Annotated in this window: 12 protein-coding genes and 1 pseudogene; 5 read left to right on the top strand and 8 right to left on the bottom strand. The window is 57.2% G+C overall.

From position 1 onward, the window contains the following. Window positions 1-10 precede the first annotated feature (10 nt). The 6 genes from FBY13_RS20300 to FBY13_RS20275 form a co-directional block, all read right to left on the bottom strand. Window positions 11-1,099, bottom strand: coding sequence for an MBL fold metallo-hydrolase (locus FBY13_RS20300; protein WP_145394996.1), 1,089 nt, complete (start codon window positions 1,097-1,099; stop codon window positions 11-13). Next, window positions 1,087-2,829 (bottom strand): iron ABC transporter permease, encoded by a 1,743-nt coding sequence (locus FBY13_RS20295; protein ID WP_145394995.1) that lies wholly within the window; start codon window positions 2,827-2,829, stop codon window positions 1,087-1,089. Before FBY13_RS20295 ends, FBY13_RS20300 begins: the two co-directional genes overlap by 13 nt. A 2-nt stretch (window positions 2,830-2,831) precedes the next feature. Next, window positions 2,832-3,824 carry an ABC transporter substrate-binding protein gene (locus FBY13_RS20290; RefSeq protein WP_145394994.1) on the bottom strand — a complete coding sequence of 331 codons (993 nt, stop codon included), beginning with the start codon at window positions 3,822-3,824 and terminating at the stop codon, window positions 2,832-2,834. A 15-nt stretch (window positions 3,825-3,839) separates the two neighbouring features. Next, on the bottom strand, window positions 3,840-4,907 hold the full coding sequence (locus FBY13_RS20285; protein WP_145394993.1) for an ABC transporter ATP-binding protein: 1,068 nt from the start codon (window positions 4,905-4,907) through the stop codon (window positions 3,840-3,842). 74 nt (window positions 4,908-4,981) lie between these two features. After that, window positions 4,982-6,688, bottom strand: a complete 1,707-nt coding sequence (locus tag FBY13_RS20280) for a lysophospholipid acyltransferase family protein (protein ID WP_145394992.1) — start codon at window positions 6,686-6,688, stop codon at window positions 4,982-4,984. Between the two features lie 336 nt (window positions 6,689-7,024). Then, window positions 7,025-7,627, bottom strand: a complete 603-nt coding sequence (locus FBY13_RS20275) for a cupin domain-containing protein (protein WP_063880910.1) — start codon at window positions 7,625-7,627, stop codon at window positions 7,025-7,027. 328 nt (window positions 7,628-7,955) lie between these two features. On the opposite strand from FBY13_RS20275, the pseudogene FBY13_RS20270 reads away from it, so the two are divergent. Continuing rightward, window positions 7,956-8,819 (top strand): annotated as a pseudogene (locus tag FBY13_RS20270) (amidohydrolase); the annotation flags it as partial. A 76-nt stretch (window positions 8,820-8,895) separates the two neighbouring features. Further along, window positions 8,896-9,378, top strand: coding sequence for a YlaC family protein (locus FBY13_RS20265; RefSeq protein WP_014594608.1), 483 nt, complete (start codon window positions 8,896-8,898; stop codon window positions 9,376-9,378). Here the strand turns inward: FBY13_RS20265 and FBY13_RS20260 are convergent. Beyond that, window positions 9,375-10,778, bottom strand: a complete 1,404-nt coding sequence (locus tag FBY13_RS20260) for a PLP-dependent aminotransferase family protein (RefSeq protein WP_063881257.1) — start codon at window positions 10,776-10,778, stop codon at window positions 9,375-9,377. The two genes, FBY13_RS20265 and FBY13_RS20260, sit on opposite strands and share 4 nt — an antisense overlap. A 79-nt stretch (window positions 10,779-10,857) precedes the next feature. Continuing rightward, window positions 10,858-12,954 (bottom strand): bifunctional diguanylate cyclase/phosphodiesterase, encoded by a 2,097-nt coding sequence (locus tag FBY13_RS20255; RefSeq protein ID WP_145394991.1) that lies wholly within the window; start codon window positions 12,952-12,954, stop codon window positions 10,858-10,860. A gap of 706 nt (window positions 12,955-13,660) precedes the next feature. On the opposite strand from FBY13_RS20255, the gene FBY13_RS20250 reads away from it, so the two are divergent. Genes FBY13_RS20250 through FBY13_RS20240 form a run of 3 tightly spaced genes read left to right on the top strand, consistent with a single transcriptional unit; the run spans window position 13,661 to window position 15,496 of the window. Then, window positions 13,661-14,227, top strand: coding sequence for a spore coat protein U domain-containing protein (locus tag FBY13_RS20250; RefSeq protein ID WP_063880923.1), 567 nt, complete (start codon window positions 13,661-13,663; stop codon window positions 14,225-14,227). Window positions 14,228-14,251: 24 nt separating this feature from the next. Further along, window positions 14,252-14,773, top strand: a complete 522-nt coding sequence (locus FBY13_RS20245) for a spore coat U domain-containing protein (protein ID WP_109716928.1) — start codon at window positions 14,252-14,254, stop codon at window positions 14,771-14,773. Window positions 14,774-14,797: 24 nt separating this feature from the next. Next, window positions 14,798-15,496, top strand: coding sequence for a molecular chaperone (locus FBY13_RS20240; RefSeq protein ID WP_145394990.1), 699 nt, complete (start codon window positions 14,798-14,800; stop codon window positions 15,494-15,496). Window positions 15,497-15,498: the final 2 nt, after the last annotated feature.

Here is a 15,498-nt window from a genome sequence, read left to right as displayed (position 1 = left end):
CATCGCGCGCTCAGGCAAAGCTTTCCCAGCGGGATGACAGCATGAAATGACGCTGCCAGTTCAGCGTCGCGGGCGTTCGGGCGATTAACTGCTGACACAACGCCGGATCGACAAAAGCGGGGATCACCTGTTCCGCCCCGCTGTGTTGGATCAGCGCCAGTTGATCGTCCAGCGGTGGGTGGACATTCCAGGGTAGCCACTGCGCCAACCCGTTTTGCAGCATCTCAAAGGCCCGCGTGCCGCGCGCCACATGGCTACTAAAAATCAGATTGAATTCGGGTCGCTGGCTTAGCGTGGCAGCCAGGCCACTGTCTGCCACCGCATCGGCTGCGACAATAATGCTGTCAGGCCGCCATTGCGTTGGCGTCGGCTCGCGCAGTAGCGGCAGTAACGCCAGCGCGGTAGCGGCAGGTAATGTATTTTGCGCCAGCAGCTGTGACACTTCCTCACGTACCTGCGGGCAAAGCACGACAGATAAACCCTGGCTACGCAGCCGTAATGCCATCTCCGGGCCTCTGCCATGCAACGGCGCCGTGACCACCGCGCCTTTTCGGGCTGCCTGCACCAGGGCATCAACCTGCTGATTCAGACGCTGATTGCGGTCGCCGTAGGATGCATCGGTAATCAGCCAGCGCGCCCGTGGCGGCCGGTCAAAAGGCAGCAGCAGCGACTCACAGCTCCAGTCTCCCATATAGGTAATCCCGCCCGCGACCGCCAGGTGCAACCAGACGGAGCCGGGCGAGTGGCCGCTCCGGCCGGTAAACAGGTTAAGCGGCCCCATCGCGCACTGCCCGTGCAACGGCAGAGAATGCCGCCAGCGGGCGGGCACCGGGCAAGCAGCCAACTGCTGCCAGGTCAACTCCGTGGCATAAACCGGCGGCGATCCCAGTTGTTGCCAGCTGTCGAGCGCACCGGCATGGTCGCCGTGGGAGTGGGTAAGGCAAATCGCATCAACCTGGCCTGTCTTAGTCAGATCCGGCTTTACGCCCGGTTCAGGCCCCGCGCCCAGGTCCCACAACAGGCGATATCCCTGAATCTCAAGCAGGAAAGCGGCGGGCAATTTACCGCCCACGCCGCTCACCACCGTCAGGCTTGCCATGGCAATACTCCCTGCGGCAGGCGGCGCGTCAGACGCGTTGCCAGCAGCATTAAGGTCAGAACAACCAGAATCATCAGGCATCCCACGGCGGCAGCCAGCGGGGCGGAACCGCCTTCATCGAGAAAGATGATGGTAGGCCCCAGGGTTTGTGTGTCAGACGTCACCAGCAGCACCGATACCTGAATTTCATTTAGCGCGGTCAGAAACACCAACAGGCTTCCCGCCAGCGCCGACGGTGCCGCCAGCGGCAGTAAAATATCGCGCATGCGACGCATAAAACCAGCCCCGCACAGACGGGCGGCTTCGTCCAGCGACGGCTCAATTTGTGCGAAGCCTGCCAGCGTGGGCCGCAAGACTAAAGCCAGAAAGTTGGACAGATAGGCAGCAAGAATGATCCAGACCGTGCCGTAAATCGACACCTCCAGCAGCGGAAGCGGCGGCAGAAAGAACAGTATGGCTGCCACGCCTGTCACAATGCCGGGCAGCGCGTACGTCAGTTCACTGGCAAACCACAGGCCGCGAACCAGCCGGGTGCGCTGCCAGCTCAGGAAAAAAGCCAGAAACAGCGCCATGGTGGTCAGGATCAGCGTCGCCAGGGAGGTCAGCCACAGGCTGGTCGCGAAAGCATGACGGATTGCAGGATAGCCCCACAGCGCCTGGTAAATGTTCTCCAGCGTCAGGGTTTGCCACGTTAAGGCCTGACCAAAACCCCGCGTCAGCGCCGTGGTCAGCAGCGCGCTGACGGGCATGATAAGCGTGGCGGCCATCCACAGCCAGGCCATGACTTCCGTGGGCAGGCGAGCGCCTTTTAGCGGTTGATGGAACGGGCGCGGCGAGCCACTGACCCGGACATCCTGCCGACCGCCCAGCCACGCGCTTAGCATCATGCCGGTCAGCGTGATCAGCGCAATCAGCAAGGAATAGACGGCGGTATCCGGCAACGCGCTGGGGCCGATGGCGTTGAGCTGTTGATAGACCAGGGTAATTAAGGTCGGTAAACGCGCCGGAATGCCCAGCATCGCCTGAATACCAAAATTACCGACGGCCGCCACAAATGCCAGCGCCGCCCCGGCAAAAATAGCGGGGCGCGCCAGCGGCAAAATGATGGTGCGCAGAATTTGCCCGTGCGATGCACCGCTGATCTGCGCCGCCTCCACCAGTTCGGCGGGTAAACGTCGCAGACCGGCTCGCACCGTCAGAAACACCAGCGGCGCATTGTGCAAACCCAGCAGCAACACAATTCCGCCCCATGAACAGAGCGGCTGCTCACCCGGCGCGAACCAGGGTAAACCCAGCCGCTGAAACAGCGATGCCAGCAGGCTACCCGGTGCCAGTGCCTGGAGCCAGGCGAGCGCCGTCACCTGCGGCGGAATCATTAACGGTAAGATAAACGCAAAGACCCAGGCCGCTTTGGCGCGCATATCGCTCAGCGCGACCAGCCAGGCGGCGAATGTGCCGAGCAGCAGCGACAGCAGGGTGGCACTCAGCCCGACGCTTAACGTATTTAGCGTGGCGCTGAGCACCCGACGGCTGACCAGCAACTGCGTCAGCCGGGCCAGATCCGGCACGCCCTGCGGCGCCAACGCTGTCCAGATCAGCCGCCCAAAGGGCGCGACGGACAGCAGTCCGATCGTCAGCACCAGCAGCCCCAGTACCCACGGCTCGGCGCGGAAACGCCAGCGCGCGGGCTGCAAACGGCGGGGCCGACAGTCGTTACTCAGCACGCTCATGTTCAGCCACCAAACAGCGCGGTAAACTGCTCCCGCACCTGCGCATCGTCCGCAACCGCCTTCTCAACGTCCGGCGTCAGGAGTTTGATCTGGTCGACAGGGACAAATCCTTCAGGCGCGGCAACGCGGTCATCGACCGGCCGGTTACCCTGCTGCACCACCAGTTTCTGCCCCTGTTCGGAGAGTAAAAAGTCCACAAAGGCTTTGGCGGCAGGCAGGTTATGTACCGATTTCATAATGGCAACCGGTTCGGTGACGTAAGAAACCCCTTCTTCGGGATAAACCAGGTCGATGGGCGAACCCTGTTTTTTGGCCCGGATGATGTCGGCATCGGTAATCACGCCATATTTATCCATCCCGCTGGCCACGGCTTTTAAAGCCGGTCCGTTGCCGCCCTGCGGCGCAATACCCAGCGCCGCCAACTGCTTATAGAAGTTCCAGCCGATGTCCGGCGTCGTAATATCGGTGTGCAGTTTATACAGGGCCGCCCCGGAGTAAAGCGGGCTGGGTACGGCTATTTGCCCTTTGTTATCAGCATTGAGCAACGCTTTCCAGCTGTTGACCGGTTTGGCACGTTGCGTGTTATAGGCAATCACGGTGGCGATGATTTTGGTACCAAAAAAGGTTTTATCACGGTCATAAAACGCAGGCTTCAGGTGATCGACAGGCGCATCCTGGTACGCATACAGCTGCTTCTCTTTCTTCAGCGCGCCGAGGTTGATGGCATCCGCCACCAGCAGCACGTCAGGCTTGACCTTGCCGCTCATCATTTCCGTGTGCAGGACATTCATTAACTGCGTGGTGCCGTTGCGCGTCCATTCCACCTGAATCGCGGGATAAGCGGCTTTGAACGCATCCATGGTTTGCTGCGCAATTTCCGGTGCCTGCGAGGTGTACACCACCAGCTTACCGCTGGGCTTGTCAGCCGCCTGCGCCAGCGTTGAACCTGTCAGCGCAGCCGTGAACAGTAGCGAGGTAAGAATGACCTTTTTCATATTGTCTAAAGTCCTTTATGCGGGAAGAATCCAGCCGTCATTAACAGCAATACTTACGGTGTCGTTCACCGCAAGCGCAGAAACATCATCAAGGGCCAGGGTGAAAGAGACATCCGGCTGCGCCAGCGGGCACAGGTGAATGTCGTAATGACCGCCACGGTAGATAATGCGTTCAACCTGCGCGTTAAACTGACCGCGATTAACAGGCATCAGGCGGAAACTGGCACGATGAAAGCTGGCTTTGCCGTGGGGTAACGTTGCCTGCTGCGCTGAGCAGCGCAGCAGCAGTCGTGCGCCGAACAGCATGACCGATGCCTGCCCCTGTCCAACCGGCTCAATATCCTGTACCGGCAGAACCCGTCCCTCATCAATGAAGGTGGCGACCATCTCGTTGGCGGGCTCGCGCCACAGCGTTTGGGGCGAAGCAAACTGCATGACCTGCCCCGCATTCAGCACCACAACGCGATCGGCCAGCGCCATTGCTTCGCGCTGATCGTGGGTGATGTAGACCAGCGTTGCCCCGCTGTGACGATGAAAGCGGCGAAACTCCTCTTCCATCGCGCTACGCAAATGCACGTCAAGGTTAGCCAGAGGTTCATCAAGCAGGACCAGCCTGGGCTTTGCCACCAGGCAGCGGGCCAGCGCCACGCGCTGACGTTGGCCGCCGGACAGATCGGCCGGGCGACGATCGGCAAAGGGCAGCAGATCGACCAGCGTCAGGGCTTGCCGGATACGATCCGCCCGCTCTGTACGGTTCACGCCGTTGACTTTCAGGCTGTAGCCCACGTTTTCGGCTACCGTCATGTGCGGCCAGAGCGCGTAGTTTTGAAATACCACGCCAAGATCGCGACTTTCGGGGGGAAGATGAAAACCCTGAGTGGCAAACAAGGTGTCGCCTACCCAGATCTCACCGCGATCCAGGGTTTCGAATCCGGCGATCAAGCGGAGTAAGGTTGTCTTGCCGCAGCCGGAGGGACCCAGCACGGCGATAAATTCACCCTGCTGGATCTCCAGCGATACCGCGTTAAGGACCGGCTGCGCCGCGAAGGCTTTATGCAGCCCGGAGAGTGAAATTGCGGCCATGATTACGTCGCCTGTGCCATAAACGTTCTATGCAAAACGTTACGACACATTGATGACAACACCGTGACAGCAGGCTACTTCGGCAGATGGACCGCCACGTAGCGCTCATAGCGCGACGGCTTAATTTTGGTGAGATCCGCCAGAACCAGCCCGTCAATACAGTTGTTGAAGTCGGGGTCGCTGCCAAAATCAATAAACTGCACGCCGCCGGGTTCGTACACTTCGCAATACTGTTTGTAGAGCGTCGGGATTGCCACGCCGAGGTTGCTGAGCAACTGCTTCAGCCGCTGGAGATCCTCTTTGTAATCATTGCCGCTGAACTGGGCCAGCACGTCAGGCAGCGAGGCCGGATAAGGACAGCGCGACGTGGCCAGGGGGAAGTCCGTCGGAAAATAGATGCGGTAGAACGCCACCAGCAAATCACGTGCCGCCAGCGGCATGGTGCCAGAAATAGAGACCGGTCCGAACAGATAGCGCACCTCAGGGTATCTGGCGACGTAGGCTCCGATGCCCAGCCAGAGATAATCCAGCCCGCGTTTGCCCCAGTAAGCAGGCTGGATAAAGCTGCGTCCCAGCTCGATGCCCTGACGCAGGATGGGGATCATGCGTTCGTCGTAATGAAACAGGCTGTGACTGTAGAGTCCTTCCATGCCGCGGCGTTCCAACTGTTCGCCACCGGGAATAAACCGATAGGCACCGACGATTTCCAGCTCTGCATCGTCCCACAGGATCAGGTGATAATAGTCATCATCGTAGCTGTCTAAATCACGTCGGCGGCCGCTGCCCTCGCCCACGGCACGAAAGGCAATCTCCCGCAGTCGGCCCAGTTCACGCAGTATCGGCACCGAAGTGGCCCCGTTACGTCGCCACAGATAGATTTGCTTGCCATCCGGGGTATTCCCCAACAGTTCGCTTTGCAGCAGCGCTTTTTTCAGGTCGGCACGATCTTCCGCCAGCGCAATGGCGGATTCAGTCTGAAAAAGGCCCTTTTTTCCCTGCCCCAGACGATAGACATGTTTACGCACGCGCTTTGCCAGCTCTTTGCCTGGCGTGTGGCCGTCGTGCCAGTGCGCAAACGGAATCTGCGCACCGATACGCAGTTTGATACGCATCCCACGCTGTTTAAACATTTCCCGCACCAGCATTAACATTGACACAGGCGGTGCGACTTTGGCGGTAGCATAGAACAGCCAGCTGTTTCGGCCCTCAACGTGCACCGGCACCAGCGGTGCCCGCGCTTTCGCCGCAAGACGCAGGAAGCTGTGATGCCATTCACGGTCACGCACGCCCGCACTGCTAAGACGGGACACTTCACCCGCCGGGAAGATAATCAGCACGCCCTGATTGCTAAGATGCTGCTGCATGCTCTGCAACTGCTGGCGGCTGGTGCGGTTCCCAATATTGTCGACGGGCAACATCAGGCTGTTGAGCGGTTCCAGCAGCATAATCAACCGGTTCGCCACTATTTTCACGTCGGGGCGCACCTGTGATATCGCATGCAGTAACGCCATGCCGTCAATGGTTCCCAGTGGATGGTTGGCCACGATGACCACCGGCCCGCGCGGGGGGATCTGCTCCAGATCGCGCTCACTAAGCTCGCAACGTACATCGAGGTGCTCCAGCACCTGCTCGACCATATCCAGGCCTTTCAGGTGAGGATAGCGCGCGGCAAATCGCTGGAATTCATCTTCACGTAAGATCCACTTCAGAATCCGTTTCTGCCAGTTGGCGGGATGCTGGTTGGGCCAGAAGCTCTCAATAACCTGATCGACTGAAAACATAGTTAACCTTTCGTGCCTGTCCCGGAGATACAGCGAAAGTAAGTCGCATTGTTTGCACTTTTATGAATAACGAGTGGTCGAGAGACAAATATGTTGGCGCAGTCAGCGACACATGGGTGCCGCATCAGGTTTTTAGCCATAAAAACAGAGGGATAATGCAGGATATTTCACCGGGGCGATACGGTGTCGGGACATGAAAAATCTTAATACTGCTAGCGATAACGGCAATCGTGTCCGTTCGCCACCGCTTGACAAGAAAAGGCGGAACCGATTTCCGCTGCCTGTTTGTCGGCAGCGGCACTGTCATCAATCCTGAGCAGCCGGTCCCGTTTCGCGTTACTGGTTGTGCATCATGGTCGCAACCGGGAGCCAGATCTCGGTCATCGCGCCCGCTTTACCGGTGAACGGGTCCCGTTTCGGCAGCGCTACTGTTTTCACTTTTTCCTGCGACAGCTTCAAATGGGCAATTTCATCGCGCAGGATTTCAGGCTTCAGGCCTTCAGGATAGGCACCCACCGCCAGGAAGTCTTCGCTGGCAGACACCTGTCGATGTCCGACACCGGCAGGGATCAGCACGGCATCGCCTGCCCGCAGAGTAATCATACGGCCACTGTCGCCACCAAACAGCACTTCCGCCCAGCCTTCAGCCACGCCAAGGAGCTCATGCGTGTTGGGATGGTAATGCATGTAAGGGAACAGCTGATCGCGCCAGTCGGGTGGCCAGCCATTTTTTTCAAACGTCTGCTCGAACCAGGCGGCGATATACTCTTCATCCTCTGGCACCACGCGCGGCCAGATAATGAGCGGTAACGGATTATTCGGCACGCCGCCAGACGGACTGGCGAACATCAAATGCTGAGGGTTATCTGATGCCCCGGCTGAAAATGTTCCTGCTGCGAAAGACATCAGCAACATCAGACTGGAGGTTTGGGCAGTCATACAATGTCTCCTTTTTTCTTTAGTGTGACAAAGGTCGCAGGGTTTGTAATGTGCGCTATGCATCACAATTTACACAACCACCCTAACTCGCTAACCAAAGCCAAATTAGTTGTTAACAATTTCACCCTAAGTAAGTAAGTCTCTTTTACGTGGTAGGATTAATCTGTAAAAGAGACAACGCCCGTGGTTGCACGCTGAACCGGCAGTCGCTGCGCATCCGTCAAAGTGAAGATTAAGGCTAATAACCCCAGAAAATGACGGGCCGATGACAAGGCATTAATCTGTTTCGCGGCGACAAAAAAACCCGCCAGGGCTGGCGGGTCGATGCGCGATGCTCGGCGTTGCCCATCAGCTTAAGCAACGTGAAGCCACGCTTCCGGGCCGGGTACGTATTCTTTTCCAGCCCGCAGAAGAGACGTTTGAAGGTGCCCGACAGCTGCTTGGCGCAGGTGCGCTGGACGGCGTACAGGCCATATTTGGTATGCACAACGCGCCGGATCTGCCACTGGGTACGCTGCGAACCCGGCCTGGCGCGTTTTACGCCAATGTCGACCGCTTTATTATTCGGGTGCACGGCAAGGGCGCACATGCCGCCCGGCCCCAGGAAGGTATTGATGCCATTGTGATTGCCAGCCACATCGTGACGGCATTACAGACGTTACCTGCGCGGGTGTTTAGCGCCCTGGAAACGGTCGTGCTGAGCGTCACCCGTTTCACGGCGGGTAATACCTGGAACGTGCTTCCGCAGGAGGTGGAACTGGAAGGCACGGTCCGCACTCACCATGCTGCGCTGCGTCAGCAAATCCCTGAACGTATGACGGCGCTGATTCAGGGAATCGCATCGGGCTTTGGCGCTCGCGCCGGGCTGGAATGGATAGCGGGGCCGCCTGCCCTGATAAACACGCCAGAATGGGCAGAAATGGCCCTCGATCAGGCCGCCCAAAGCGGTTATCGCGCTGAACAGGCCGTTACGCCGCTAATGGGCGGTGAAGATTTTGCCTTTTATCTGCAACAGGTGCCGGGGGCCTTTGTGAATATTGGCAGTGCCAGCGAATATGGCCTGCATCATCCGGCGTTTAATCCCGATGAAGCCATGCTGGGGCCCGCTGTCGACTATTTTACACAGTTGGCACCGCGCGCCCTGGCGCGGGTGGCGGCGCAATCGGTCAGCAAAAGCGAAACTGTTATATAAAAAATGGCCTAATCTGTGTCTGAACGCCTTGACTGTTATCTGTTCTAATAGCTATCAGTTGAAAGTGAGGGGAACGATGGACGCCATTAAACAGATCTTGATCGACGAAATTAATACGCTCAACCGTGAAGAACGCCGGGATAACCTGCCGCGCTTCAGCTTCTCTTTTTTGAAAAAACATCCCGGACTGTGGGCAGTGATGTACCTGTGCTACGGCCTGTGCGTGGCACTGATTTTTTCCACTGAGATGTTGGGCTGGCCAGCCTTCTGGTTCGCGACCGCCTTTGTACTGGTGATGAGCTTTCTGATGTTGCTGGATATCAATCCCAAATACCGTTTTGAAGATATCGATGCGCTGGATCTGCGGGTTTGCTACAACGGCGAATGGTATTACGTGCAGCCGGTGCCTGAACAGGCGGTATCGCGCATTATGTCTTTGCCGGATGCGCCAGAGCGCGTCAAAACAGGGATTGACCGTTTGCTGAAGCAGAAAGGGGAAGTGGACTTTTACGACGTTTATTACCTGACCTGGGGGCACCGCCAGGCTGCGCAGGTTTAACCGCGCGCCATGTCGGCCATGATCTCACCCAGGGTGACGACCGCCGCCTCGGCTCGCGAATCCCAGGGCCAGGCGGTGTTAAGCCGAAAACAGTGGCTGAACTGTTCGCCAGCGGCAAACAACTGCCCCGGTGCAATACTGATACCTTTTGCCAGCGCGCGCTGGTAAAGCTGGGTGGTATTAATACTGTCCGGTAGCGTCACCCATAAAAAGTAGCCCCCGGCGGCGTCGCTCACCGTGGACGGTGCGGGCAGCACCTTCATCAGTGCCTGACGCGCCAGTTGCTGGCGCTTTGCCAGACTTTGCCGAAGCCGTTTCAGATGATTATCGTAGCGGCGGGTCGCCAGAAAATCCGCCAGTGCCAACTGCATCGGTGCACTGGTCGAAAGCGTACTCATCAACTGCAGGCGTTGAATACGTTGAGCATGCTGGCCCGCAGCGACCCATCCCACACGAAACCCCGCCACCAGCGATTTTGAAAAAGAACCGCAGTGCAGCACATTGCCATGACTGTCCCAGGCTTTTGCCGGCAGGGGCGGCGCGCCCTCACCCGACAGCTCAGCGTAGACATCATCTTCGATCAGCGGCACCCGATGACGGGCAAGCAATTCCACCAGCTGCTGTTTACGCTCGGGGGTCAGCGTGGCACCTGAGGGATTTTGCAGGGTCGTCATTAACCAACAGGCTTTAACAGGCCAGCGCTGAAGCGCGTCCTCAAGCTGCTGTAAATCAATGCCGTTCTGCGTGTCGACGGGAATAGCCAGCGCCTTGAGCTTAAGCCGTTCAATCGCCTGCAGTGCGCCATAGAAACTGGGCTGTTCAATCACCACGTAGTCGCCGGGTTCGGTAAGGGATTGCAGACTGAGATTCAGCGCTTCCAGCGCCCCGCTGGTAATCACGATTTCATCGGGGGATAACGTGATGCCCTGTCGGGCGTAACGCTGCGCCAGCAGCTGGCGCAGCGTGGCGTTGCCGGGGGGCAGATTATGCAATGCATCGGTGGGCGTCAGCTGGTGTGAGACGTTCGCCAGCGAACGCATCAGCTGACGCTGGGGAAATAAAGCCGGGTCGGGGAACGCCGAACCAAACGGCACAATGGCCGGATCGCGCGTGGCCTGCAAAACGTCGAACACAAAGTCATTAATATCCACCCGCTCGCTGATAGCCACGCTGAGCGGTGCGGCTGCCAGCGCCCGTGGCGCGACGTAATAACCGGACTGCGGGCGCGACACAATCCATCCCTGACTTTCCAGCAATTCATAAGCATGCAGCACGGTCATCAGGCTCAGCCCCTGCCGGGCGACCTGCTGGCGCAGCGAAGGCAAACGGGTGCCCGGCGGCCAGATACCGGCTTCGATTTGCTGCTGAATGTCATCCATTAACTGCTGATATTTCGCCACGGCATGTCGCTCCTGATGCTGAGGCGTCACTTTATCATGTTGATCACCTGTAACAAAAAAAGCCGTGGCGGTTAACGCCTTAGCACTCCAGCGCTGCGGGTTTGTCTGCTTCAGTGCCCACAAACTCGTTAAGCTCTTCGATACGTTCCGGTGGAAGGGGGCGACCCAACAGATATCCCTGTAGCGTGTTGCAGCCAAGTTGGGTCAGAAAGGCCTGCTGCTCGGGCGTTTCGACGCCTTCAGCCACGACTTTTAACTGTAAAGACTGCGCCAGCGCCACAATCGCCGAGACGATGGTCGCATCTTCCGACTGGTGCTGAAGCTCGTTCACGAAGGCCCGATCGATCTTCAGCTCACTGGCTGGCAGGCGTTTGAGATACAACAAACTGGAATAGCCGGTTCCAAAATCGTCAATCGAGGCTTTGACGCCGAGCTCCGTCAGTTCGGTCAGAATACGGACGCTTTCATCGGGATTACGCATTGCCGTCGTTTCCGTGACCTCCAGCGTTAACTGCGTGGCGGGAATATGGTGCAGCGCCAGCGCCTCTTTAACCGTTTCGACCAGGTTGCTCTGCTCAAACTGCAGCGCCGACAGGTTGACCGCCACGGACCATGCCAGATGGCCCTGCAGGTGCCACTGATGCAATTGACGGCAAGCTTCGTTAATCACCCAGTTACCGATATTCACTATCATGCCGGTTTTTTCCGCCATCGGCAGAAAGCAGTCCGGCGTCAGCAAGCCGTGTTTCGGATGCTGCCAGCGCAGCAGGGCTTCAAAGCCCATAATCGGGCCGTGCGGTGCACAGTATTTGGGTTGGTAAAACAGCCGCAGCTCGTTGTTATCGAGCGCATGCCACAGATCGTTATTCAGCTGTAACTGACTTTGCGCCAGCAGATTCATGGAGGGCTGGAAAAAGGTATAGCCGTTGCGGCCGTTATTTTTGGTGTGGTACATCGCGGCATCCGCATTGAACATCAGCTCGCGCTCATCCTCGCCGTCACCGGGATATACCACAATGCCGATGCTCAAGGAGACCACTAACTCGTAACGGGAAATAGAGAACGGGCGAACCACCGCTTTTACCAGTTGATCGGCGACCGCCGCCGCATCATTTGGCTCGGTGATTTCAATCAGCAGGACAAATTCATCGCCACCCAGACGCGCCAGCGTGTAGTAGCCTTTCATCTGTTCACTCATTCTTTCCGTGACGCTGACCAACAAACTGTCGCCAATGTGGTGACCAAAGGCATCGTTGACCGCTTTAAACCCATCGAGATCCATAAACATCAGAGCAAACTGGCTGCTCTCACGATTGGCTTTATTCATCGCCTGTTCAAGGCGGTCTTCCAGCAGGATGCGGTTTGGCAGTCGGGTAAGATTATCGTGGAGCGCCAGCTGGGCCAGTTCACGATTGGCCTCAGCCAGTGAACTGGCCAGGATAGACGTACGTGCCTGCATGCGCGCATCCAGCATGGAAACCAGCAGGGTGATACCGAGTATGGCGATGGTCACTACGGTGACCACAATGGCTAACCAGTTGCTGTTAACGCCCGAAGACATGGTATGGCTGCCTGCAGGGAATGAAGCCGCCATCATGCCGGTGTAGTGCATACCGGCAATGGCGGCGCCCATCACCACCGATGCACACAGCCGCAGTGTGGCGACGCGTCCCTGATGCCCTTCGCGCAGCTTAAACGCCAGCAACAGGGCAGCAACGGAGGCGGCCAGCGCAATGATCACCGAAATCAGCACCCAGCCCCAGTTCCAGATGATACGGGCCGAAAGCACCAGGGCGGCCATGCCGGTGTAATGCATAGCGACAATGCCGCTGCCGAGGACAACAGCACCGCCGGCTAAGCGCGGCAGAGGCAGGTCCCCCTGACAGACCAGCCACAGGGCGAAAATGGAGGCACACACCGCAATACCGGCAGACAGCGCCGTCAGGGATGCGTCATAACTCATCATCATGTCCAGGTCCATGGAAAGCATGCCAATAAAGTGCATGGCCCAAATACCAATGCCCATGGCAAAGCCACCGCCAAACAGCCACACGAGTGCGACCTTACCGGTTGAAGTGGCTACACGTCCCGCCATATCCAGCGCGGTAAAGGAAGCCAGCATCGCCACTAATACCGAAATGACGACGATGAATGCGTTATATGAGGCCACTAGCATAGTGTTTATCCGAACAGCGCCGAGCGCGCAGCTGTGATGTTGACGTTGAAAAAGATGTTTTGTCTTATTTACCGGTTATCGGCGCGAAAAAAGACTAAATTAGGCTTTTTTAATAGAGGTTCCCAATGCTTCCGAGCGTCCGGACCAATCAACCTGGTCTGCCGAACGAGGAAATCTGTCGTTGTCCGCAGGGCGCTATCCAGGCAATTACCGCTCTCCCGGCATGAAACGACAGACACAGAAACGCAGGAAAAATTAAAAAAGACTGCTATTCCAATAAATTATAATTAAACATACCGCCAACTCGTCTGCACGCCCCTGTCCACATCTGCTTATCTTAGACGATTATTCTGAAACCGTTTCTGACCGGCGCAAGACCATCCCACCGAATTCGAAAGGGTCACGGTGCGCAAAATATGCCCCTGTTTTTATTTTCATTTACCGAGAATGAGCGGCCATGAAGGGTGTCCGGGGGCACGAATGTAACAAATTAATAAAAAATTTATCGTCGGGTTTCGCTACAACGGCCAGGCTGATGTATAGTAAAAAAAATTAATATAAATCGACTTACCTGTTTTCTGGATTGTCGGGAAAAACAACGGCAGGATGCTGACACTCTACGGTTAGGTTTTCTTTTCTCTGGTTTTTTTGTATTACGCCATCAGGTGAAAAAGCACAAGTCCTGAATAATCGGTAAGGAATGATTATGAAATTCAAGCTTTTTCTGTTAGCTGTCAGTTTCACCACGGCGCTGCCGTCCGTGACGTTTGCTGCCACCACCACGGGTGCAATTAACGCTACGCTGACATTAACCACAGGTTGTCTGGTGAACGGCCAGTCAGCCACCACGGGCGTAAACTTTGGTTCGTTGAACTTTGGTAGCAGTGCCGCCACCTTCGATACTCTGAATGCCACCCTGGTGGGCGCGGCAGGAAACGGTATCTACGTGCGTTGTACTACCGGGCAAACGTTTAACGTCCAGGTGACCAGCAGTAATGCGGCACCGGGAACCGTCTACGGCACTGTGTCATCTGCACCGCGCTATCTGGTGCTGGGCGCGGATAACACCCAGGGCATCGCTTATACCCTCTACAGCGACGCCTCCTTTAGCACCGCCATTGCGAATAACACCAATATTGCGCCAAGCGGCACGACCGATCCCACGCTTGGCACCAATTACGCGATTTACGGACGCGTGGTGGGCGGCGGCTTTAACCCTGTGATTCCGGCTGGCACTTACACCGATACCATTAACGTTGCCGTGAACTACTAAGCGCCCGTGTTTGAGTAGCGGCAGATGACAGCAACCTGGTCACCTGGTTCGATCACCGCTGGCGGGTTACTGTTCCTGGTGAGTGTGAATGGGTGGAGCATTACGACCAGCTCCACGACATTTCAGGTTTCAGCGTCAATCGTTGCAGGTTGTGTGATCTCCGGGACCAATACGGGGATCTTTGGCACGCTTAATTTTGGCACCCAGTCCGGGCTGGCAAACAGCAGTGTCAGCGCCAGCTATGTGCAAAGTTCAACGATTAACCTCGCCTGTACACCCGGCACCACCCTGAGCATGACCATCAACGGTGGCAGTAACTATACCGCGACCCGCAACCTGAAGCTGGCGAACAATACCAACACGATTCCCTATTACCTCTTTAGCAATGCAGCACGCACTACCCCGATTCCGGTGAATACGGCAGTGCCGCTGAGCTACAGCAATGCCAATAACATCACGTTACCGATTTATGGCGTGCTGCAGTTACCCGGCCCGACGCGCGCCGGGGTTTATTCCGACACGCTCAGCGTCACGCTGACCTGGTGATAAAAAGTACAAAGGAGCTTTACCATGCCATCCCTGCGCGCCCTGTTTTTTCTGTTCACACTCGTGTTGTTGCCACAGGCGCAGGGCGCTAACTCTGTCATGATTTGGCCCATCGACCCGGCGATAAATCCGGAGGAGAAAGCCAGCGAGCTGTGGCTGGAAAACCGTGGCAGCAGCACGACGCTTATGCAGGTGCGCATCTTCGCCTGGCAGCAGACCAACAGCCAGGAGCAGTATCAAACTCAGCAGCAGGTCGTCGCCAGCCCGCCACTGGTGCGCATCGAACCCGGTCAGAAGCAGCTCGTCCGCCTGATTAAACAGCTACCGCCTTCCCTAGGTAAAGAGGTGGCCTACCGCGTGGTGCTGGATGAAATCCCTACCCCGCGATCGGTCAGCGACAACCAGGCCGGGCTGAATTTTCAGATGCGTTATTCGGTTCCGCTCTTTGTTTATGGCTCCGGTCTGAGCCGCGATGACGCGAAGTCGGCACTCAGCTGGCGTCAGGTCAACGCGAGCGGCCAACGCTATCTGGAACTGACGAATCGCGGCAACGGCCATGCACGACTCAGTAATGTCACCGTTGGCGGTCAGCGACTTGGAAACGGACTTTATGGCTATGTGCTGGCCAACAGCACGCAGCGCTTTCCGTTAACGTCCTCCGTAAGCGGTGAACTGAGCGCAGAGACCAATAACGGGCAGTGGCGCAGCGCTGCGGCTCAGTAAGT

This window comes from Pantoea sp. SJZ147, assembly GCF_007828605.1.
Taxonomy (GTDB): Bacteria; Pseudomonadota; Gammaproteobacteria; order Enterobacterales; family Enterobacteriaceae; genus Pantoea; species Pantoea allii.
The sequence above is the reverse complement of the archived record's forward strand: the minus strand, read 5'-3'. Positions and strand labels throughout refer to the sequence as shown.

Bases quoted from the DNA above. Each gene is read 5' to 3' on its own strand.
- FBY13_RS20265 (WP_014594608.1), top strand. From the start codon at position 8,896: ATGGACGCCATTAAACAGATCTTGATCGACGAAATTAATACGCTCAAC.
- FBY13_RS20250 (WP_063880923.1), top strand. From the start codon at position 13,661: ATGAAATTCAAGCTTTTTCTGTTAGCTGTCAGTTTCACCACGGCGCTG.
- FBY13_RS20240 (WP_145394990.1), top strand. From the start codon at position 14,798: ATGCCATCCCTGCGCGCCCTGTTTTTTCTGTTCACACTCGTGTTGTTG.
- FBY13_RS20290 (WP_145394994.1), bottom strand. From the start codon at position 3,824: ATGAAAAAGGTCATTCTTACCTCGCTACTGTTCACGGCTGCGCTGACA.
- FBY13_RS20280 (WP_145394992.1), bottom strand. From the start codon at position 6,688: ATGTTTTCAGTCGATCAGGTTATTGAGAGCTTCTGGCCCAACCAGCAT.
- FBY13_RS20255 (WP_145394991.1), bottom strand. From the start codon at position 12,954: ATGCTAGTGGCCTCATATAACGCATTCATCGTCGTCATTTCGGTATTA.
- FBY13_RS20300 (WP_145394996.1), bottom strand. From the start codon at position 1,099: ATGGCAAGCCTGACGGTGGTGAGCGGCGTGGGCGGTAAATTGCCCGCC.
- FBY13_RS20285 (WP_145394993.1), bottom strand. From the start codon at position 4,907: ATGGCCGCAATTTCACTCTCCGGGCTGCATAAAGCCTTCGCGGCGCAG.
- FBY13_RS20245 (WP_109716928.1), top strand. From the start codon at position 14,252: ATGACAGCAACCTGGTCACCTGGTTCGATCACCGCTGGCGGGTTACTG.
- FBY13_RS20295 (WP_145394995.1), bottom strand. From the start codon at position 2,829: ATGAGCGTGCTGAGTAACGACTGTCGGCCCCGCCGTTTGCAGCCCGCG.
- FBY13_RS20275 (WP_063880910.1), bottom strand. From the start codon at position 7,627: ATGACTGCCCAAACCTCCAGTCTGATGTTGCTGATGTCTTTCGCAGCA.